Genomic DNA, 19,819 nt, shown 5'->3' with positions numbered 1-19,819 from the left:
GATGCTGACCCCGCAGAACCCAAAGCGGATCCTGGTGCTCGGCATCGGCAACATCCTGTGGGCCGACGAGGCGTTCGGCGTGCGGGTGGTGGAAGAGTTCCACCGCCGCTACGCCGTCCCTGACAACGTCACCATCCTTGATGGCGGTACGCAGGGGCTCTATCTGGTCAGTTTTCTCGAGGAAGCCGATTGTCTGATCGTGTTCGATGCCATCGACTATGGACTTCCGCCCGGCCAGTTGAAGCTCGTGCGAGACGACGAGGTGCCGAGGTTCACCGCCGCCAAGAAGATGAGCCTGCATCAGACCGGCTTTCAGGAGGTCTTAAGTGCGGCCGACCTGCTTGGCCGCTGCCCGCGAGAACTCGCGCTCATCGGCTGTCAGCCGATGGATCTGGAGGATTGGGGCGGGCCGCTGACGGCTCCGGTGCGCACCCAGATTGCGCCTGCGATCGAATTGGCTTGCGAACTGCTGATGCAGTGGGGCGCGCCGGCAAGCCTTCGGACCGTGCCGTTGCTTCGCTCGGAACGTCTGCTCGCGAACGATATCGACCATGCAAACTATGAGATGAGGGCGAGGCCGATCTAGCGGCTCGCAGGTTACGATGTGCTGTTTACGATGTGCCTTGGCCTGCCAATGACAATTATTGAGACCGACGGCATCTCGGCGCTGTGCGAGTATGGCATTGAAAAGCGGTTCGTCTCGGTGATGCTGCTGTCCAAGCCGCCGGTCGGCGCCAAGGTGCTTGTCCATATCGATACCGCAGTGCGGCTCCTGGAGGATGATGAGGCACGGCTGATCGCAGAGGCGCTCGACGGCCTCGATGCGGCCCTCAATGGCCACGACTGCGATCGTTTCTTTGCGGACTTGATCGGTCGCGAGCCGCTTCTGCCCGGGCACCTCCGCTAGCCGGCGTCGCTTGCCGTCCTGCCCACTTGCCATTGTTCAACTCGCCATTGTTCACGGATAACAAGTGTCGCGCCAAGCTCTACGCCGAGGATCTCAGGCGGCTTTGCACTGCTGATCCGAGCGGAACGCAAAACTGCGACGAAACGGTGATTGGCACACACCTTGCTAACACCCCATCCCGTGGACCGCGACGATAGAAAGGAGCCTGATGGGTTTTCAGTCGGGAAAGCATGATCTGACGTGGCTCGGCCTGACCGAGGCCGTGACCGCAAGCATCGACGCGCGGCTGGCCGCGGCCCATCTTTTGGGGACGATCGCGGTGCTGCCGTCGGCCGGCGATCCCTTAACCCGGATCGAGGCGATCCACGTCACAGTCTCGCCTCCTGAATTGTTCCAGGCGTTTCAGCGGCGCGTGGTCGGCGTGGTGACTGCCCGCGACGCTGAAGGCAGGCTGGCCAAGCGGTTCGGCCTGCGCGTTCGGCCGACGCTGATCCTGTGGCTCCAGGGTGAGACACATGGCCCGATCGTCGAGACCGAGGTCTGGAAAATCTGGACCGATCGTATCGTCAGACTGATTGATCACCTGCGCGAAGGCGCGTCTGTCGTCAAGAACGTCATTCCTCAGCCTGCACGAGCAAACGTCGCATCATGAAAGCGGGCTTTTCCTTTGCGCAAGGCGCCGAGCATCCGCTGGGTGCGTTTCCGACGGGCGCGGACAGCCTCGAGGCAGGCCATAGCGGGCCGACGGCTGCTGCCGCGCTCGCCAAGCTCGCTTCGCTCGATGGCGTCGAGCTGGCAAGGAATTGTCCGAATGCGATCAAGCTTTTATCGAACGTCGCTGCGGCCGTTGCCGGCCAGAAGAGCGCCGCACAAACGCAGCTGTTCAGGCTTGCTAATCTCAGCGATCTTGAGCGCGAGCTGATTGCCGACGTGCTTGGGAGGGGCGAAATCGCCGGCGTCGTCGCGCTGCCGGATGGCTGCGTGGCACAGTTCCAGGAATCGGCGCTTGCGGGAATCTGGCGCGTATGCATCGGGGCCGACCCGGCACACGAATGTATCGAAGTCGGCGCGATACCGCAGATCGTGCGACGCGCGGCAACCGATCTGACGTCGACTGATCTTACGATCAATGCGGCGCCGGAAGGCGCGATGAACGTGCTACCGGTGCTCGCGGAAATCCGCGAACGGGCGTTGGCCTGGCGGCCTGGCATGCGCGCTCACATCATCAATTTCACGCTCCTGCCGATGAGTCCGGTCGACCACGCGTTTTTGCAGCAAAGCGTCTGCAACGGGCCGATTCTCCTCACCTCGCGTGGCTATGGCACGTGCCGCGTGCAGGCGACCGGCATCCGGAATGTTTGGTCGGTGCAGTTCTTCAATTCCACGGACAGCATCATCCTGGATACGCTTGAGGTTGGCGGCGTGCCGACGGTTGCGCTGGCAGCCGACGAGGACTTCGAGGATTCCGGCGAACGCATGCAGGAAATCATCGAGGCCTACTTCAAATGACGGGTTTCGAGAATTTTGGCGTCCGGGAGAATCTCGGAGACGACGCGCGCACGGGGGGCGGCATCTGCCGGATCGTCGACGATCTGGCAGCTGGCACGAGGGGGCGCGCATGAGCCTCGCCGTCCGCGACCAGATAGAGGTCACCGTATCGCTTGCTGGCAATGCAATTGCCGCGGTCGAAATCCTGCCGCGCGTCCGGCCGTCACTGGCGCGGCTATTCGCCGGCAAATCGGCCAGTTCGTTGCTCAATGCGCTGCCGCGGCTGTTTTCGTTGTGTGCCGCCGCGCATCAGGTGGCATTCCTGTCCGCGATCGGGGCGGCGCGCGGCGCAGGCATCAACCTTGCGACGAGGCAGCATCGTATGACCCTGGTCGTTGCCGAGCGGCTGGCGGAACTGCTCCGGGGCCTGTTTGTCGCCCATCTCGCGCAGGATCCCACCGGTGCCGACGCGATCCGCGCCCTGATGCAGGACGTGTCGGCGCTTGCCGGCAGCACAAAGGCCAACTGCCGCCTCGCTCTCAGCGAGGCAGCAGTGCGCATCGCAGCCGCGCTGACCGCTCTCGGCATAGCGAATGAAGACGGTGCGCCGATGCCCGGTAGCCCGCTTGCGCTTCGCATCGCCGCGCTCGAGGAAGCCGTAGTGAAGCCTGTGCCGATGCAGCATTCGTTCCTGTCGGCTGCCGACGACCACGACATCATTGAACGGCTGCTCGCGAATGACGTGAGGGTTTGCCATTGCCCCGACCTGGAGGGCCGGATTCCCGAGACGGGTCCGTGGGCGCGCCAAATGATGCGTGGCCGGATTTCGCCAGGCCGGTCGGCGCCGGCCGAGCGGCTGAAGGCGAGGATCGCCGAAATCGTCGGGCTGTGCGCTTGGTTCAAAGCCGGGGCTCATATCGAGACAGCGCAGGATGGAATCGTCGAAAGCTACGGACTGGGACCGCGCCGTGGTGCGGCCGCGGTCGAATGCGCCAGGGGGCGTCTTTATCACGCGGTTGAGCTCGATCGTCAGGGGCAGATATCGCGCTTCGAATGTCTTGCGCCGACCGAATGGAATTTCCACGCGCGCGGACCGCTTTTCCGCAGCCTGCAGGGCGCGGGGCTGACGGCGAGGCCGCACGCACGAGCTGCCATTCGCAGGGTGATTGAATCGTTCGACCCGTGCGTCGCCTTCACCCTCAATTTTCGCGAAGTCGGCGATGCATGAAATGGCGCTTTGTGAGGGCATCATCGAGATTGTCGAGGAGGAGGCGCGCCGGCGATCGTTTTCGAAGGTGAAGACCGTGTGTCTGGAAATCGGAGCGCTGAGTTATGTCGCTCCGGAAGCGATGAAGCTCAGCTTTGCGGCTGTTGCTGCGCGGACCATCGCCGACGGCGCGGTTCTCAAGATCGTCGAGCAGCCTGGCCTCGCCTGGTGCATGGCCTGTTCGACAAGCGTCGAGATTGCCCGGCGCTGCGAGCCGTGCCCCCACTGCGGCAGCTACCAGCTGCAGGTGACTGCCGGCGAAGAGATGCGGGTCAAAGAGCTGGAGATCGACTGATGTGTAGCATATGCGGCTGTGCCGAAGGCGCGCCCTCCACCGAACCCACCCACGCGCAAGGTGCGCATGCCGATGATCATCGCCATGCACATGATCATGGTGATCGCCGCCATGATCATGTGCATGCCGGTCAGGACGTGCATGATTCTCGCCACCGCCATCATCATCGCCATCGTGATCACGGCCGTCAGCAGGCTCATGGCGGACGGGGGCTTGTGGATTGCGCGGCTGACCCGGCCGGATTGAAGGTTGGGGGTATGAGCAGCGAGCGGGTCATTCGGGTCGGGCGCGATATGCTAGGCAAGAACGACAGGATCGCGGCCGACAACCGCGCCCGATTCCTGGCCGATGACATGCTCGTGTTCAACCTTGTTTCAAGCCCTGGCGCGGGAAAAACCTCGCTCCTCGTACGCGCCGTCTGCGAGCTCAAGCGGAGCTGGCCGCTCGGGGTCATCGAAGGCGACCAGCAGACCTCGAACGATGCCGAGCGCATTCGCGCGACCGGCGTGCCTGCAATTCAGATCAATACCGGCAAGGGCTGCCATCTCGATGCTGCGATGGTCAGCGAGGCCTATCGCCGCTTGCCGCCATTCAAGCGCGGTATTCTCTTCATCGAAAACGTCGGCAATCTGGTTTGTCCCGCGGCGTTCGATCTCGGCGAAGCCTGCAAGATCGTGGTGCTCTCGACCACCGAGGGTGAAGACAAGCCACTCAAATATCCGGAAATGTTTGCCGCATCGTCGCTCATGCTGATCAACAAGATTGATCTGGCGCGCCTAGTCGACTTCGATTTGGGCCAGACCGTCGAGTATGCGAGACGCGTCAATCCAGGGATTGAAGTGCTGACGGTTTCAGCGCGTACCGGCGAGGGCTTTGCCGCGCTCTACGCCTGGATCGGGAAGCAGGCGGCAGATCGGACCCATCCCGTCGCGGGCACGGCGCCATGAGCGAGGCACTCGCCGGCTCGGGAACGCGGCTGCGCGTGCGCGTCAGCGGCGCCGTTCAGGGCGTCGGCTTTCGTCCGTATGTATATGGTCTCGCTGCCCGTTATGGGCTGGCCGGGTTCGTCGCCAACGATCCCGACGGCGTCATCATCGAGGTCGAGGGCGACGGTACGTCCGAGTTTGTGGCCGCTTTGCCGCTCGAAAGGCCAATATTGGCACGCATCGATCACATCTCGGTTCAGGAGATCGGAGCGCTTGGGGCCAAAGACTTTTCGATCCGCCGCAGCGAACAGGGCAGGTCGTCGACGCGGATCGTCGCCGATGCCGCAACATGCCAGCAATGTCTCGATGAGTTGTTCGACCCAGCAAGCCGCTATTACCTCTACCCCTTCATCAATTGCTCCCATTGCGGCCCGCGCTACACCATTGCCGGACAGCTCCCGTACGATCGCCGCAACACTGCGATGAAGGTCTTCGCGATGTGTGCCGCCTGTGCGGCCGAGTATGCCGATCCGGCGAGCCGCCGCTTTCATGCCGAGGCGATCGCGTGCCCGTCATGCGGCCCTCGGCTCAGTCATGGGATCGACGATATTGCCGCGGCGATCGCGGGCGGCCAGATCGTGGCGATAAAGGGGATTGGAGGGTATCAGCTGCTTTGCGACGCAGCCAATCATGACGCGGTGCGGCGTTTGCGTAAGCGGAAGCAGCGCGACCAGAAGCCGTTCGCGGTCATGATCGGTTCCATAGAGCAGGCCAACGAGATTGCGGAGACGAATGCCGCCGAGCTCGCGCTGCTCGAATCCGTAGCCCGCCCGATCGTTCTGATGCGCTCGCGCAACAATCTTGCGCCTGCGATAGCCCCCGGCCTGTCGCGCGTCGGAGTCATGCTGCCCGTGATCCCGCTGCATCACCTTATCTTCCACGCGCTTGGTTCGATTGGGGCAAGGCCTGCTGGTGGCGGTCCGGTCGTCGGGAGTGGCGGTCCGGTCGTCGTCACAACCAGCGCCAATCTCGGAGGCGAACCGCTCCCGATCGACAACGGGGAGGCGCTGCGGCGGCTTGCCGGCATCGCCGATCTTATTGTGACTCATGATCGCGATATCCTGACGCGTGCCGATGATTCCGTGGTGTCGGTCGTGGCCGGACGGCGCCAGTTCATTCGCCGCGCCCGCGGCTATGTTCCCGAACCGATCCGGCTTGCCAGGTCCGTGCCGCCCTTGCTCGCCGTCGGCGGCGCGCTGAAGTCAACTGTCACCGTTACGCGGGGCAACGAGGCATTCGTCTCCCAGCACATCGGCGATCTCGATACGGCTGAAGGCATTCGCTTTTTCGAGGAGACGGTCCGGCATCTCACGTCGACCCTGGACGTGAGACCTGTCGTCATGGCCCATGATCTGCATCCCGACATGGCGTCCACCCGCTTTGCGGAGGCAAGCGGCTGCGCTCTGATCGCTGTCCAGCACCATCACGCGCACGCTGCTGCCGTCATCGCAGAGCATGGCCTCACCGCGCCTACGCTCGCCCTTCTGCTCGACGGCTATGGCTTTGGCTGCGACGGCGGCAACTGGGGTGGCGAGCTCTTGTTGTGCGAAGGCGCCCGGTTTCGACGCATCGGGCATCTCGCACCCTTGCAAATGCCTGGCGGGGATCGCGCAGCCCGCGAGCCCTGGCGGATGGCGAGCGCGATACTTCAGATGCTGGGACAGGGACATGAAATTGCGCGTCGCTTTGCGTCGCAGCCGCAGGCCGAGCAGCTGCGGGCATTGCTCGAGCGACCTTGTGGGACCACCACGACCAGCGCGGGCCGGCTGTTCGATGCAGCAGCGGCGCTGCTCGGGGTCGCCACTTTGCAGAGTTATGAGGGCGAGGCCGCGATGAAGCTCGAGGCGCGGGTGCGGCAGACTGCGGTGCTCGAAGCGGGCTGGATGATCGATGGCGGCGTGCTGTCATTTCGTCCGCTGTTTGCCCGTTTGATTGCAGACGATATCGGCGCCACAGAGGGTGCCGAGCTGTTTCATGGCACCTTCGCCGCCGCCTGCGTTGATTGGGTGGCACGCTCTGCGCAGACAACCGGCGTCACAACCGTCGTTCTGAGCGGCGGTTGCTTCCTGAACGCGGTGCTCGCAGATGAAATCCAGCGCGGCTGCATTGCGGCCGGCCTCACTCCGCTGTTGCCACGGCAGGTTCCGCCTCACGACGGTGGCTTGAGCCTCGGACAAGCGTGGATCGCCGCCCTTCAGACCGCTGAGCAGCCGCAAGCTCTGGAAGGAACAGCCTGATATGTGTCTCTCGGTTCCGGCTGAGGTCGCCGAACTCCTTCCCGGTCACATGGCCATCGTGTCCGTCGATGGCGTCAGCCTGGAGATATCCATCGCGCTCGTCCACGATCTCGCCGTGGGAGACTACGTCCTTGTCCATGTCGGCTACGCCCTGGCCAAAATCGACCCCGCAGAAGCCGAGCGCACGCTGGAGCTGCTGCAGGAGCTAGGTAGCGTCGGGCAGGAGCTCGGGTCATGAAATATGCCGACGAATTTCGCGACAAGACCATTGCTCAGCGGCTCGCGCAGGCGATCGGCACTGAGGCGGATCCACAACGGGCCTACCGGTTTATGGAGTTCTGCGGCGGACACACGCATGTGATCTCCCGCTATGGCCTGGAGGACTTGCTGCCGGCGAATGTCCACATGATCCACGGGCCGGGCTGTCCGGTCTGTGTTCTCCCCACCAGCCGGATCGACATGGCGATCCGGCTCGCCGCCCGGCCGCAGGTCACCCTCTGTGTCTACGGCGACCTGATGCGCTTGCCCGGCTCGCAAGGACAATCCCTGTTGCGAGCCAAGGCGCTCGGCGCTGACGTTCGGATGGTCTATTCGACGCTCGATGCTATCCGGATCGCCGAACAGGCGCTGGATCAGGAGGTGGTCTTTTTTGCCATTGGATTTGAGACCACGACGCCTCCGACGGCCGTGATGATCCGGCTTGCCAAGAAGAAGCGGCTGAAGAATCTCAGCGTGTTCTGCAACCACGTGCTGACTCCCCCGGCGATGCAAAGCATTCTCGAGAGTCCCGATATCCAGACTCTCGGCCGGGCCGAAATCGACGGCTTTATCGGGCCTGCGCATGTCAGCGCCGTCATCGGTACGGAGCCTTACGAGCGTTTGGCGGAAGAATTCGGCGAGCCGATCGTGATCGCAGGATTTGAGCCGCTCGACGTGATGCAGGCCATCCTGATGCTGGTTCGGCAGGTGAATGACGGCCGATCCGAGGTGGAGAACCAATATAGCCGTGCGGTGAGGCGTGAAGGTAACCGCCGCGCCATCGAAGAGGTGTCCAACGTTTTCGAGCTCCGCGACCAGTTCGAATGGCGTGGGCTGGGGCTCATACAAGATAGCGGGCTTAAGCTGAAGCGGGCTTACGCCAAATTCGACGCCGAGATGCGTTTCGTGATGCACGAACTGCCCGTCGCCGACAATCCGGCGTGTGAGTGCGGGGCCATCCTGCGCGGCGTGAAGAGGCCTGTTGACTGCAAGCTGTTCGGAACGGTCTGCACGCCGGAAACCCCCACAGGGTCCTGCATGGTTTCATCGGAAGGAGCCTGTGCCGCGCACTGGACGTATGGCCGGGGCCGCGACTATCAGGTGCGGCAGCCGTCATGCGAGTGAAGTCCTATCAGCGCAAGCTCGATATCAAGAATGGATGCATCGACCTTTCCCACGGTTCCGGGGGGCGTGCCACGGCGCAGCTGGTGCTCGGCCTGTTTCACGAAGCGTTCGGCAACGAATGGCTCGCCCGTTGCAACGATCAGTCGGCCTTCGGTGTCCGCTCGGGCAGGATGGTGATGACGACTGACAGCTATGTTGTTTCACCGCTGTTCTTTCCCGGCGGCAATATCGGGTCACTCGCGGTGCACGGCACAATCAACGATGTCGCGATGGCCGGCGCGCGGCCGCTCTATCTGGCGGCAAGCTTCATCATCGAAGAGGGCTTCCGATTCTCGGATCTGAAGGCGGTTGCGGATTCGATGGGCGCAGCGGCGCGCGACGCCGGCGTCCACATCATCGCGGGCGACACCAAGGTCGTCGAGCGGGGCAAAGCGGATGGCCTGTTCATCTCGACGACCGGCATAGGCGTTCTGGCCGCTGGGCTCGACCTGTCCGCCGAAAGGGCAACGATCGGCGATCGTGTGCTGGTTTCCGGCAGCCTCGGTGACCATGGGGTGGCGATCATGTCGCGACGCCAGAACCTGGCTTTCCAGATCGACATTGTCTCGGATTCCGCGGCTTTGCATGATCTCGTGGCCGTCATGGTTGCGGCCGGCGGAGCCGGCATCCGGGTGATGCGCGACCCCACGCGCGGCGGTCTTGCCGCAACGCTCAACGAGATTGCGCATCAATCGAGCCTCGGATTCCGCCTGCAGGAAGAGGCTATCCCGGTAAAGCCGGCAGTTGCGGCAGCCTGCGAACTCCTTGGGCTTGATCCGCTCCATGTCGCCAACGAGGGCAAACTCGTTGCAATCGTGGCGCCGGATATGGCGGATGCCGTGCTTGCCGCCATGAAGGCGCATCCGCTGGGGTGCGATGCGGCTGATATCGGCGAGGCGGTGGCTGATCATCATCATTTGGTGCAGATGTCGACCAGCTTTGGCGGCGGACGAATTGTCGATTGGCTGTCGGGCGAACAACTGCCCCGGATCTGTTGAGGGCACCACGCGCCGGCACGAAGGATTGGTTCGGCTTCCGGGACGTCTATTAGTTCTCGTCAGCTGTAGCAGGCGTCTGAGCAGGGCGCTGAAAACGCATGATCGGAGGCTTTACTTTGTGTGCACGCCGCATCGCGCGACTTCGGCCAGGGAGCTGCGGCATCGGCTTTGTCTGCTTTGCGACATAGCCGACCAGCGTTGTTGTGCCTGCGACTGACATGAACGATGTGCAAACGCAGCGCGGTCGCCTCGGTCGTATGCGCCCATACGAGAAAGCAAGCGGCAATACGCTATCCAGGCTTCGAGGCCGCTCTGAGGCTCACACCACGGGACGCCGCGCGTCATCTTCCAATGGCATCACACTTGCAACGAGTGGAATGTTCAGCCCGACGTATCATCGTCGAGCCGTGCATCGCCCGTAGGCGAGCGCCCTGAGGTGGTCGGCGCCACGCTTGCGGGCTTTTTCTCGCCGGAGTGCCCCGTGTTATCGTCTATCGATCGGCCAGTCGGCTCGCTCGCGACCCGATTAGCATTTTTTGTTGCCGGATTCGGCTTTGCCTCATGGGCACCTCTGGTGCCGCTCGCCAAGGAGCGGCTTGCGGTCGATGATGGCGTGCTTGGTCTGGTGTTGCTCTGCCTTGGCGTTGGATCCGCCGTCGCTGTGCTCGTGACCGGCGCGCCGAATGCGCGTTACGACAGCCGGACCATCATCCTTGGTGGCGGTCTTGGCCTTGCGCTCATCCTGCCGTGGCTCGCTGTGGCCAGCACACCTCTGGGGCTCGGCGCCGTGCTGTTTGCTTTCGGTGTTTCGCTTGGCTCAATCGATATAGCCATGAACGTTCACGCAACCGAAGTGGAGCGCGCCGCCGGCCGTCCGTTGATGTCCGGCTTCCACGCCCAGTTCTGCATAGGCGAAGTCGCCGGCTCCGCTGTTATGACCGCCTGCCTCTCGCTGCGGACTGACGCGTTCGTTTCAGCATTGATCTGTTCGGCGCTGATGACGATTGCAATTGTATTGGCCTGGCCGCGGTTTCTCGCAACAGGCCGGACCGAGCAACGGCTATGGTTCGTCCTGCCCGATCGCGGCGTGTTGCTGATAGCTACGCTTGCGGCCATGACCTTTCTTTTCGAAGGCGCAATGCTCGACTGGAGCGCCTTGTTTCTTGTTGATCGAGGTCTTGTCTCGAAGGCGCATGGCGGCTTCGGCTACATGTTGTTTTCCATTGCCATGACAGCAGGCCGCCTTGGCGGAGATGCCGTCGTGACGCGATTCGGTGATCGCGCCACATTGATGTTCGGAACTCTGCCGATCATGATAGGCTTCGCGGCGCTGCTAATGGCGCCCGTTGCGGCGATTGCCATGGCGGGATGCCTGCTTATCGGATTGGGTGCTGCGAATATTGTGCCGGTGCTGTGCCGCCGGGCCGGCAAACAGAAGGCGATGCCGGCCCGCCTTGCAATCGCAGTCACCACGACGGCCGGCTACACGGGTATGCTCGTCGGTCCCGCTATCGTCGGCCTTATCTCAAACATGGCTGGCCTTCCATTGGCATTCGCAGTGCTGGGCGTGCTCCTGTGCACCGTCACGCTCACGGCGCCGATCGTGATGGCGGACCGTCACTGAGTTGTGGTGTGGATGCCTCTTGCAAACTGGCTTTTGATAAGTTCATCCGCTGCCTCCGCAAGCTGCCATCTTTCCAAGAGGCGACTTTCCACGAGGCGACGGCGTGTCTGGCCGTTCAGGCGGCAAGGGAGCGGTATGCCGCTCGAGGGTTCGAATATGCGTCCGGCGTGCCGGCAGTCATTCATCCTGCCTTTCGCTCGGGTTCGACGTCATTCTCCAGCAGCTGGATGTCCAAACTTGAGATCTCCGGCATGGCCTTGCCCGCGATGGCTTGAAGGTCTCCGACCATCCCGACCGTCGAGTCGACAACGGCCAAAATCTGCGTTTCCCGCTTGGCCCACTGCCGCCCCATGAATTTTCGTTCCTTGTCGAGATCATCACGCATGTCGTTGAACTTCTCAACTACGGCTTCCACCCGCTGCCTGAACTTCGTCCCCGTCAGGTAATGGTAGACCTGCTCCATCTTCGTTTGCTGGCCTTGCTGCACGAGGCGCGAGCCGGTGACGTCGATAAGTGCCTGGCGGAGGGCCACCGCGACCGGCAGAGCACATCGGGGGTGCGTCACCCATATCCCATCGATCAGGTCGAAATGCTCAACATGCTTTGGAAGCGCCTGCGATACGATGAGCGCAACATCGGCTCCGCAGCGGCGCTGATCGTCCCGGAGCTTGCCAAGCCACCCCTCGCTCCAAGCCTTGGTGCGCTTGGATTCCCAGAGGATAATGCCCGAAGCCTGCCCAATAGAGCCATTGACCTGCTGCACAACGTCTGCGCCAAGTTCGCCTTTGCCCACTGGCTCGATCAGGTCGGTTGGAAAGCGGCCGCGAAGAACACCTTCCAGCTCAAGCTCCAGGACTTCCCCCTGCGATTGTTGTGACCCTTGCTCAGCTTTACGCTTTAGCTCCTCGATTGTGCGGGACATCGACTCGATTGTCTGGTCTTTTTCGGCGACGCGCAGTCGAGCGGCTTCGTCAGCTTCCTGCCTTGCCTTTGCCTGGATCTGTTCAGCTGAAGCCTGGACACGTTTCTCAACGGTCAGATCAAGCTCGCGCTTTTCGTCATCGAGAGCTCGTTGCTTGCGGATAAGTTCGGCCTGTGCCTGCTGCGCCTCCGCCAGCTTGGCGTTGTTCGCCTCGAGAATCTGCCGGAGCTCGGCCAATTCGGTTGTACGTGCCTGCAGTTCAGCTGCGGCCGCATCGCGCGCTTTCTTGGCCTCCATCGCGACAAGTTGGTTCCGCTCGGCCGCCAGCCGTCGAGCCACCTGGTCGTCGATCAGCTCGCGATCCTTCTGAAGCTGTTCGCGCTCCTGCCGCAGTGCTTCGGTCTTGCGCGCGACCTCCGCGTCCTTGCTGGCGAGCTGTTCCTGGAAGCGCTGACGGGTTTCCGCGAGAAGCGGGGCGGCGAGCGATTCGGTCAGCCGAATCTCGTGGTTGCAATTCGGACAATGAAGGGTGGGCTCATGGGTGCCGGTGGCCGCGGTCGCACTAAATGTCATGAACCCTCCCGGTCTGAGGCTAGGCCGGGATAAACGCGATCCGCCCGGCTTCGTCCCGCTTCCGATATGGCTTTACCGTTATTTCAACGTTCTGGTCGAATGCCGTAATCACGCGCAGCAGCTTTTCCACTGAAACCAGCTTCAAAGGCCAACGAAGCAGCTTGGACAGGCCGGGTCGCTTCATGTCGGCCGCGCCTGGCGGTTTCAATCTGGTAGTCTTCCGCTCCGCCATCAGCCGCTTCAGCTGAACAACGACAGCGGCTTTGAGATGCTGCCCCTGGCACTCGGCAGGCCGAGATCAGCGAAAATGTTGCCGAACCCTCATATGGGTGGGCATGGTCTTCTTTGTGCTCGTTATCGGACTTTCTTCGTTGCCCTTGTGGATCGTTTCACGATCGCGACAGTGCTGGACTGTGGCAAGCTCCGCAAAGATGTCATATCCATCCAGCCGGGATCCGTTTGTCCGAAATCCTGCGTAACAGCTTAAACGTTGCAGAATTTCTGCGCCATCTGGCCGCCTCCTCATCAGTATTGCAGCGTCCTTCCGACTAGAAGGGACGCTGAGGCAGGGAGGATTGCAAATGAAGCTCGGTGTTCCCAAGGAAATCAAAGCGCACGAATATCGCGTGGGCCTGACCCCGGGAGCCGTCCGCGAATATGTGGCAGCCGGTCACAGCGTGATGGTCGAGACCAACGCCGGCGCCGGCATTGGCGCAACCGACGACAATTATCGCAACGCCGGCGCAACTATTCTGGAGTCCGCGCGCGAGGTATTCGCCTCGAGCGAGATGATCGTAAAGGTCAAGGAGCCCCAGCCGTCGGAATGGGTGCAGCTTCGAGAGGGCCAGATCCTCTTCACTTATCTGCATCTGGCTCCAGATCCGGAGCAGGCCAAGGGATTGCTCAAATCCGGCTGCACCGCGATCGCCTACGAAACCGTAACCGATGCGCACGGCGGCCTTCCACTGCTGGCGCCGATGAGCGAGGTCGCGGGCAGGCTTGCGATCGAGGCGGCAGGTAGCGCCCTGAAGCGGTATGCGGGCGGCCGGGGGCTGTTGATCGGTGGCGTGCCCGGTGTTCCGCCGGCTCGCATCGTGGTGATCGGCGGAGGCGTCGTCGGGACGCATGCGGCGCGCATGGCGGTCGGTTTGGGTGCTGAGGTTACGATCATTGATCGCTCGATACCCCGGCTTCGTGAGCTGGATGAACTCTTCGAAGGGCGCGTTCGTACCAGGTTCTCGACAATCGACGCCGTGGAGCAGGAGGTGTTCGCGGCGGACGTGGTCATTGGCGCGGTGCTTGTTCCGGGCGCGAGCGCGCCGAAACTTGTCAGCCGCGGCATGTTGAGCTCGATGCGCAAGGGAGCGGTGATCGTGGATGTCGCTATCGATCAGGGCGGCTGCTTTGAGACGTCACACCCGACAACCCACGATGATCCAACTTACGAGGTGGACGGCATCATTCATTATTGCGTAGCCAATATGCCCGGAGCCGTCCCGCTGACCTCGAGCCAGGCCTTGAACAACGCCACGCTGCCATTTGGCTTGGCGCTCGCCAAAAAGGGATTTGCGGCCGTGCTCGAAAATCCGCACCTGCGCGCAGGCCTCAATGTCCATCGGGGCCGGCTAACCTACAAGGCTGTGGCCGAGAGCCTCGGCCTGCCATTCTCACCGATCGAACAGGCTGCGGCCTGATCCCAGAGGCCCCCTAGGGGCGTTTCCTCCCTGACTTGGGCCACTCATTCGGAGTGGCCCCTTTTTTTGGACTCGTTCGACCTCTTGAGTGCGGATTGAATTGCTCAGCAACGTAGAGCCAATTCGCTCAGCTATGATAGCTGCCGCGGTGTGGGCGACGGATCAGCTACGCGCTGAACAAGGACAGCGTCGAAATCAAGCCTCTGTATTGCGACTGTAGGGTTTGCGACAAGCTGTCCAAGTCGCAACATGCGACGGAAAATAGCCGAGATAAATCAAGGCTCGGCGTTTGGCACGAGGCTTGAAGGGATGAGGCCGTCCCGCATCTCCTGTCCAAGGAATCGCATGGCCTACAAGATAATCGCGTCCCAGTGCACCGTCTGTGGCGCGTGTGAGTTCGAATGCCCCAACGCCGCAATCAGTCTCAAGAACGACATCTATGTGGTCAATCCGGCGAAGTGCACCCATTGCGATGGGCATTTCGACGCGCCGCAATGCGCGGCTGTCTGCCCGGTGCCTGACACCTGCGTGCCGGCCTAGAGGAGCGGTCGATGAGCGGGTCCTCGGCGCGCAGCAAGGTCAAGACGCTATTGGAGACGGCGAGCGATGTGATCGGTCGCCTGGTTCAGCCGGTTTTGAGCCCTGAGCTCGCGACTTACGCGATCGCCTCAGCGGCTAACGGAGCACGCCGCAGCTGGCGCTGGAAATCGCTGGAATCGTCCCAAGGCGAGCGGAGCGGGCAATGGTAGCAGCACGAGAGACGGTTGAGCGCGTCGCTCGCATCGGCGTCGATCAGTATCGATATGGGTTTGAGACGCTGATCGAATCCGACAAGGCCCCGAAGGGGCTGTCGGAAGACACCGTTCGCTTCATCTCCGCAAAGAAGAGCGAGCCGGCCTGGATGCTGGAATGGCGCCTTCAGGCATATCGCTGCTGGTTGACGATGACTGAACCGACCTGGGCCCGCGTCCACTATCCGAACATCGATTACCAGGACATCTACTATTACGCGGCGCCGAAGCCGAAGAAGCAGCTCGCCTCGATCGACGAGATCGATCCGGAAATCCTCAAGACCTATGAGAAGCTCGGCATCCCGCTGCGCGAGGTCGCGATCCTGGAAGGCGTCGAGCCGGCCCCGGGCGGTGAGCCGTCGGCCAATCGCAAGATCGCGATCGATGCCGTGTTCGATTCGGTGTCGGTTGCGACCACCTTCAAGGCGGAGCTGAAGAAGGCCGGCGTGATCTTCATGCCGATTTCGGAGGCGATCCGCGAGCATCCCGAGCTGGTGCAGAAGTACCTTGGAACGGTGGTGCCGATCTCCGACAATTTTTTCGCGAGGCTGAACTCGGCGGTGTTCTCCGATGGCTCGTTCGTCTACGTGCCGCCGGGCGTGCGCTGCCCGATGGAGCTGTCGACCTATTTCCGTATCAACGAGCGCAACACCGGCCAGTTCGAGCGCACGCTGATCATCGCCGACACAGGCTCCCACGTCTCCTACCTCGAGGGCTGCACCGCACCGCAACGCGACGAGAACCAGTTGCACGCCGCCGTGGTCGAGCTCGTCACTCTCGACAACGCCGAGATCAGGTATTCGACGGTGCAGAACTGGTACCCCGGCAACTCGGAAGGCAAGGGCGGCATCTACAATTTCGTCACCAAGCGTGGCGACTGCCGCGGCAAGCATTCGAAGATCTCCTGGACCCAGGTCGAGACCGGCTCGGCGATCACCTGGAAATATCCGAGCTGCATCCTGCGCGGCGACAATTCGAGCGGCGAGTTCTATTCGATCGCGATCTCGAACGGTTTCCAGCAGGTCGATTCTGGCACCAAGATGTTCCATCTCGGCAAGAACACGTCGAGCCGGATCGTCTCCAAGGGCATCGCCGCCGGCAAATCGCGGAACACCTATCGCGGTCTTGTCAGCGCAAATCGGAACGCCGCCGGCGCACGTAACCACACCACCTGCGACTCGCTTCTGATCGGCGACAAATGCGGTGCCCACACTGTGCCCTATGTCGAGGCCAAGAATTCCTCGGCGACGTTCGAGCATGAGGCGACGACGTCGAAGATTTCCGAGGACGTGCTGTTCTACTGCATCCAGCGCGGGATGTCTCAGGAGGAAGCTGTCAGCCTTGTCGTCAACGGCTTCATCAAAGAGGTGCTGCAGAAACTGCCGATGGAGTTCGCAGTCGAAGCGCAGAAGTTGATCTCGATCTCGCTCGAGGGATCGGTCGGATAGTCTTCGCGAGCCCTACCAAAGTGGCTCGCCGGTCCGATGATGTACGTCAGGGAATAGCTCGAATGCCATTACTCGAAGTTCGAAATTTGCACGTCTGTGTCGAGGGTCGCGAAATCCTCCACGGGCTCGACCTCACGGTCAATGCGGGCGAGGTGCACGCTATCATGGGGCCAAACGGCTCGGGAAAATCAACGCTCAGCCATGTCATCACAGGCAAGCCCGGCTATCAGATCACCGCAGGCCGGATCCTGTTCAAGGGCGAAGACCTGCTCGCGCTGGGGCCGGACCAGCGCGCCGCCAAGGGCGTCTTTCTTGCCTTCCAATATCCGGTAGAAATTCCAGGTGTAACGACCATGAACTTCCTGCGTACCGCGCTCAACGCGCAGCGCAGGGCGCGCGGCCAAAGCGGATATTCGACGCCGCATTTCCTGAAGAAGGCTCGCACGGTCGCCAAGCAGCTCAACATTCCACAGAGCATGCTGAAGCGCGGCGTCAATGTCGGCTTTTCCGGCGGCGAAAAGAAGCGCAACGAGATTTTGCAGATGGCGCTGTTCGAACCTACTCTGTGCATCCTGGACGAGATAGATTCCGGTCTCGATATCGATGCGCTGCGGATCGTGGCCGAGGGCATCAACGCGATGCGCTCACAGAGCCGATCGATGATCGTGATCACGCATTATCAGCGGCTTTTGAATTACGTCGTGCCCGACGTCGTGCACGTGATGTCGAAAGGGCGGGTTGTGAAGAGCGGCGACGAGCAGCTCGCGCTGGAGCTCGAGGTCTCTGGCTACGCCCAATTCGAGGACGCGGCCTGACGCGCAGGGGATTTTCGGATGGATCTGGTTCTGGCTAAAGCTATGCCGGAGGATAAAGCTAATGCGGAACGGGCGGTGGGGAATGTCTTCGCGGCTGCGCACGGGCGCTTGCCCGGCGCGGGCCGTATTGCCGATATTCGAGCGCGAGCATTTGAGGCTTACAAGCGGGTCGGCCTGCCACACCGGCGCGTCGAGGAGTGGAAGTACACAGATCTTCGCGTTTTGATGCGCGATGTGCTGCCGCTCGCCCAGCAACCAGACGCGCCCGCGTTAAGGCAGGCGCAGGCTGCGGTCGAGCAAGCGGCATTCGAAGGCGCAATCAAGCTGGTGCTGGTTGATGGTATGTTCGCGCCTGATCTATCTGATGTCGCCAGGCTCGGAAAGGGCGTCGATGTAGGGACGCTGCGCGAGGTTCTGGAGACTTCGACAAGCGACGCAATGGCCGGCTTGGTGCTGTCGACGACGGCTGATGCGATGATCTCGCTTAATACCGCGATGGCAACCGACGGCGTCGTGATGACGATCGCGGAAGGCAGAGTGCTGAGGCGTCCGCTCCATGTCATTCACGTCGCCACCGCCTCCTCGGCATCTCACTTTACACGCTCGTATCTCCACCTCGGTGATGGCGCGCATGCGACCGTGGTGGAAAGCTTTGTCTCGGCCGAAACCGCGTGCGGCTATCAAGCCAACAATGTCACGATCGCGCTGGTTGGTGATCAGGCCAGCCTCTCGCATCTTCGCGTGAAGGCGGATGCGGCCGATGCAGTGAACATCTCCTCGGAGATCATCGCAGTCGGTGCCAAGGCGAAACTCAATCTGTTCAACATGATCCACAGCGGCGCCGTCAGCCGCTATCAGGGTTTCGTCACGCTGGCGGGCAAAGGGGCTGAGCTTGCCGTGAACGGCGTCAACCTGCTCAGGGAGACGCTGCACGCAGACACGACGCTCGTGGTCGATCACGCCGCACCGCATTGCGTTAGCCGTCAGAATTTTCGTGCGGTCGTCGATGGGGCCGGCCGCTCGGTGTTCCAGGGGCGAATCATCGCTCGTCCCGCGGCGCAAAAGACCGACGCCAAACTGACGATGCGGGCGCTGCTCCTGTCGGACCAGGCCGAGGCCGACAATAAGCCAGAGCTCGAAATCTCTGCCGACGACGTGAATTGCGGCCATGGAGCGACATCAGGCGGGCTGGATGACAGTCTCCTGTTTTATTTGGGCGCTCGCGGTCTGTCCGAGAACGATGCGCAGGCGCTGCTGATTCAGGCGTTCCTGGGTGAGGCGATTGAGGGGATCGCCAACGAGAATTTGCGCGATTTTGCGATCGCGCAAACCGAGCGCTGGCTCAAGGCGCGGCGATGAGCACGCATCCTGCGGTCAGCAATGGTGGCTACGACGTCGACCGTCTGCGCAAGGAGTTTCCCGTGCTGGCCACAACGGTCCATGGCCAGCAGCTCGTTTATCTCGATAACGCCGCATCCGCGCAAAAGCCGAGGGCCGTGCTCGATCGCATGATGCAGGCTTACTGCAGCGAATATGCAAATGTGCATCGCGGGCTGCATTACCTCGCCAACGCCGCGACCGAGGCCTATGAGGGCGCGCGGGCCAAGGTGGCGCAGTTTGTGAACGCACATCGAACCGAAGAGATCATCTTCACCCGCAGTGCTACCGAGGCGATCAATCTGGTTGCTCAAACCTTTGGCCGTGAGCGCATCATGCCAGGTGACGAGATCGCTCTCTCGATCATGGAGCACCACTCCAACATCGTGCCATGGCACTTCCTGAGGGAGCGCCATGGTGCCGTGATCAAATGGGCGCCGGTCGACGACGAGGGCAACTTCCTGATCGAGGAGTTCGAGAAGCTCCTTAACCCGCGCACCAGGGTCGTCGCGATCACCCAGATGTCGAACGCGCTCGGCACGCTGGTTCCGGTGAAGGACGTGGTCCGGCTTGCCCACGCCCGCGGCATTCCGGTGCTGGTCGACGGCTCACAAGGATGCGTCCATCTGGATGTCGATGTCCTCGACATTGATTGCGATTTCTACGTCATGACGGGCCACAAATTGTATGGGCCGACCGGCATCGGCGTGCTTTACGGCAAATATGCCAATCTGGCGGCGATGCCACCGTTCAATGGCGGCGGTGAGATGATCCGCCAGGTTTCGCGCGAGGGCGTCATCTATGGTGATCCGCCGCACCGGTTCGAGGCGGGCACGCCGCCGATCGTCCAGGCGATCGGTTTGGGCGCGGCTATAGACTTCATTAATTCGATCGGCAAGGCACGGATCCGCAAGCACGAGAGCGCACTGCTCGCTTACGCGCAGGAAAAGCTACAGAGCATCCATTCCCTGCGCC

Annotated in this window: 19 protein-coding genes and 1 pseudogene; 18 read left to right on the top strand and 2 right to left on the bottom strand. The window is 61.9% G+C overall.

What is annotated here, in order from left to right:
- Position 1: 1 nt before the first annotated feature.
- The 12 genes from hybD to QMZ05_RS27970 all read left to right on the top strand — a co-directional run bounded on the left by hybD (position 2) and on the right by QMZ05_RS27970 (position 11,224).
- A complete protein-coding gene (gene hybD / locus QMZ05_RS28025; RefSeq protein ID WP_353703699.1) occupies positions 2 to 586 on the top strand; it encodes a HyaD/HybD family hydrogenase maturation endopeptidase in 585 nt (194 codons plus the stop codon).
- Between the two features lie 30 nt (positions 587 to 616).
- Positions 617 to 907 carry a HypC/HybG/HupF family hydrogenase formation chaperone gene (hypC, locus tag QMZ05_RS28020; protein ID WP_353703710.1) on the top strand — a complete coding sequence of 97 codons (291 nt, stop codon included), beginning with the start codon at positions 617 to 619 and terminating at the stop codon, positions 905 to 907.
- A 208-nt stretch (positions 908 to 1,115) separates the two neighbouring features.
- On the top strand, positions 1,116 to 1,559 hold the full coding sequence (locus QMZ05_RS28015) for a hydrogenase accessory protein (protein WP_353703698.1): 444 nt from the start codon (positions 1,116 to 1,118) through the stop codon (positions 1,557 to 1,559).
- Positions 1,556 to 2,416, top strand: coding sequence for a hydrogenase expression/formation protein (locus tag QMZ05_RS28010; protein ID WP_353703697.1), 861 nt, complete (start codon positions 1,556 to 1,558; stop codon positions 2,414 to 2,416). Before QMZ05_RS28015 ends, QMZ05_RS28010 begins: the two co-directional genes overlap by 4 nt.
- A 109-nt stretch (positions 2,417 to 2,525) precedes the next feature.
- A complete protein-coding gene (locus QMZ05_RS28005; protein WP_353703696.1) occupies positions 2,526 to 3,623 on the top strand; it encodes a nickel-dependent hydrogenase large subunit in 1,098 nt (365 codons plus the stop codon).
- Positions 3,616 to 3,957 carry a hydrogenase maturation nickel metallochaperone HypA gene (hypA, locus tag QMZ05_RS28000; RefSeq protein ID WP_353703695.1) on the top strand — a complete coding sequence of 114 codons (342 nt, stop codon included), beginning with the start codon at positions 3,616 to 3,618 and terminating at the stop codon, positions 3,955 to 3,957. The genes QMZ05_RS28005 and hypA overlap by 8 nt, the downstream gene beginning before the upstream one ends.
- On the top strand, positions 3,957 to 4,904 hold the full coding sequence (hypB, locus tag QMZ05_RS27995; protein WP_353703694.1) for a hydrogenase nickel incorporation protein HypB: 948 nt from the start codon (positions 3,957 to 3,959) through the stop codon (positions 4,902 to 4,904). Before hypA ends, hypB begins: the two co-directional genes overlap by 1 nt.
- Positions 4,901 to 7,180 (top strand): carbamoyltransferase HypF, encoded by a 2,280-nt coding sequence (gene hypF, locus QMZ05_RS27990; protein WP_353703693.1) that lies wholly within the window; start codon positions 4,901 to 4,903, stop codon positions 7,178 to 7,180. The genes hypB and hypF overlap by 4 nt, the downstream gene beginning before the upstream one ends.
- 1 nt (position 7,181) lies before the next feature.
- Positions 7,182 to 7,418: a HypC/HybG/HupF family hydrogenase formation chaperone gene (gene hypC / locus QMZ05_RS27985; protein WP_353703692.1), complete on the top strand. Its 237-nt coding sequence runs from the start codon at positions 7,182 to 7,184 to the stop codon at positions 7,416 to 7,418.
- A complete protein-coding gene (hypD, locus tag QMZ05_RS27980) occupies positions 7,415 to 8,563 on the top strand; it encodes a hydrogenase formation protein HypD (RefSeq protein ID WP_353703691.1) in 1,149 nt (382 codons plus the stop codon). The genes hypC (QMZ05_RS27985) and hypD overlap by 4 nt, the downstream gene beginning before the upstream one ends.
- Positions 8,554 to 9,600 (top strand): hydrogenase expression/formation protein HypE, encoded by a 1,047-nt coding sequence (hypE, locus tag QMZ05_RS27975; RefSeq protein WP_353703690.1) that lies wholly within the window; start codon positions 8,554 to 8,556, stop codon positions 9,598 to 9,600. The genes hypD and hypE overlap by 10 nt, the downstream gene beginning before the upstream one ends.
- Before the next feature lie 481 nt (positions 9,601 to 10,081).
- Positions 10,082 to 11,224, top strand: a complete 1,143-nt coding sequence (locus tag QMZ05_RS27970) for an MFS transporter (protein WP_353703689.1) — start codon at positions 10,082 to 10,084, stop codon at positions 11,222 to 11,224.
- Positions 11,225 to 11,405: 181 nt separating this feature from the next.
- On the opposite strand, the gene QMZ05_RS27965 is transcribed toward QMZ05_RS27970, so the two are convergent.
- Positions 11,406 to 12,719 carry a DUF2130 domain-containing protein gene (locus QMZ05_RS27965; RefSeq protein ID WP_353703688.1) on the bottom strand — a complete coding sequence of 438 codons (1,314 nt, stop codon included), beginning with the start codon at positions 12,717 to 12,719 and terminating at the stop codon, positions 11,406 to 11,408.
- A gap of 19 nt (positions 12,720 to 12,738) precedes the next feature.
- A pseudogene (locus tag QMZ05_RS27960) lies at positions 12,739 to 12,975 on the bottom strand (XRE family transcriptional regulator); the annotation flags it as partial.
- Positions 12,976 to 13,300: 325 nt separating this feature from the next.
- On the opposite strand from QMZ05_RS27960, the gene ald reads away from it, so the two are divergent.
- From ald to QMZ05_RS27930, 6 genes are all read left to right on the top strand, one after another.
- The gene (ald, locus tag QMZ05_RS27955; RefSeq protein WP_353703687.1) at positions 13,301 to 14,413 is read left to right on the top strand and encodes an alanine dehydrogenase; all 1,113 of its coding nucleotides are present in this window, start codon (positions 13,301 to 13,303) and stop codon (positions 14,411 to 14,413) included.
- A gap of 345 nt (positions 14,414 to 14,758) precedes the next feature.
- Complete coding sequence (locus QMZ05_RS27950) at positions 14,759 to 14,953, top strand: 4Fe-4S dicluster domain-containing protein (protein WP_353703686.1); 195 nt, start codon at positions 14,759 to 14,761, stop codon at positions 14,951 to 14,953.
- A gap of 202 nt (positions 14,954 to 15,155) precedes the next feature.
- Entirely contained in the window at positions 15,156 to 16,652 is a 1,497-nt protein-coding gene (sufB, locus tag QMZ05_RS27945; RefSeq protein ID WP_353703685.1) for a Fe-S cluster assembly protein SufB, read from the top strand.
- A gap of 62 nt (positions 16,653 to 16,714) precedes the next feature.
- The gene (gene sufC, locus QMZ05_RS27940; protein ID WP_353703684.1) at positions 16,715 to 17,467 is read left to right on the top strand and encodes a Fe-S cluster assembly ATPase SufC; all 753 of its coding nucleotides are present in this window, start codon (positions 16,715 to 16,717) and stop codon (positions 17,465 to 17,467) included.
- Between the two features lie 42 nt (positions 17,468 to 17,509).
- On the top strand, positions 17,510 to 18,826 hold the full coding sequence (sufD, locus tag QMZ05_RS27935; protein WP_353703709.1) for a Fe-S cluster assembly protein SufD: 1,317 nt from the start codon (positions 17,510 to 17,512) through the stop codon (positions 18,824 to 18,826).
- Positions 18,823 to 19,819 (top strand): aminotransferase class V-fold PLP-dependent enzyme (locus QMZ05_RS27930; RefSeq protein WP_353703683.1); only part of this gene is annotated, 997 nt, incomplete at its 3' end. The genes sufD and QMZ05_RS27930, both read left to right, overlap by 4 nt.

The organism is Bradyrhizobium sp. INPA03-11B, assembly GCF_040446015.1.
Lineage (GTDB): Bacteria > Pseudomonadota > Alphaproteobacteria > Rhizobiales > Xanthobacteraceae > Bradyrhizobium > Bradyrhizobium macuxiense_A.
The sequence above is the reverse complement of the archived record's forward strand: the minus strand, read 5'-3'. Positions and strand labels throughout refer to the sequence as shown.

Bases quoted from the DNA above. Each gene is read 5' to 3' on its own strand.
- hybD (WP_353703699.1), top strand. From the start codon at position 2: ATGCTGACCCCGCAGAACCCAAAGCGGATCCTGGTGCTCGGCATCGGC.
- hypC (WP_353703710.1), top strand. From the start codon at position 617: ATGTGCCTTGGCCTGCCAATGACAATTATTGAGACCGACGGCATCTCG.
- QMZ05_RS28015 (WP_353703698.1), top strand. From the start codon at position 1,116: ATGGGTTTTCAGTCGGGAAAGCATGATCTGACGTGGCTCGGCCTGACC.
- QMZ05_RS28010 (WP_353703697.1), top strand. From the start codon at position 1,556: ATGAAAGCGGGCTTTTCCTTTGCGCAAGGCGCCGAGCATCCGCTGGGT.
- QMZ05_RS28005 (WP_353703696.1), top strand. From the start codon at position 2,526: ATGAGCCTCGCCGTCCGCGACCAGATAGAGGTCACCGTATCGCTTGCT.
- hypA (WP_353703695.1), top strand. From the start codon at position 3,616: ATGCATGAAATGGCGCTTTGTGAGGGCATCATCGAGATTGTCGAGGAG.
- hypB (WP_353703694.1), top strand. From the start codon at position 3,957: ATGTGTAGCATATGCGGCTGTGCCGAAGGCGCGCCCTCCACCGAACCC.
- hypF (WP_353703693.1), top strand. From the start codon at position 4,901: ATGAGCGAGGCACTCGCCGGCTCGGGAACGCGGCTGCGCGTGCGCGTC.
- hypC (WP_353703692.1), top strand. From the start codon at position 7,182: ATGTGTCTCTCGGTTCCGGCTGAGGTCGCCGAACTCCTTCCCGGTCAC.
- hypD (WP_353703691.1), top strand. From the start codon at position 7,415: ATGAAATATGCCGACGAATTTCGCGACAAGACCATTGCTCAGCGGCTC.
- hypE (WP_353703690.1), top strand. From the start codon at position 8,554: ATGCGAGTGAAGTCCTATCAGCGCAAGCTCGATATCAAGAATGGATGC.
- QMZ05_RS27965 (WP_353703688.1), bottom strand. From the start codon at position 12,719: ATGACATTTAGTGCGACCGCGGCCACCGGCACCCATGAGCCCACCCTT.
- ald (WP_353703687.1), top strand. From the start codon at position 13,301: ATGAAGCTCGGTGTTCCCAAGGAAATCAAAGCGCACGAATATCGCGTG.
- QMZ05_RS27950 (WP_353703686.1), top strand. From the start codon at position 14,759: ATGGCCTACAAGATAATCGCGTCCCAGTGCACCGTCTGTGGCGCGTGT.
- sufB (WP_353703685.1), top strand. From the start codon at position 15,156: ATGGTAGCAGCACGAGAGACGGTTGAGCGCGTCGCTCGCATCGGCGTC.
- sufC (WP_353703684.1), top strand. From the start codon at position 16,715: ATGCCATTACTCGAAGTTCGAAATTTGCACGTCTGTGTCGAGGGTCGC.
- sufD (WP_353703709.1), top strand. From the start codon at position 17,510: ATGCCGGAGGATAAAGCTAATGCGGAACGGGCGGTGGGGAATGTCTTC.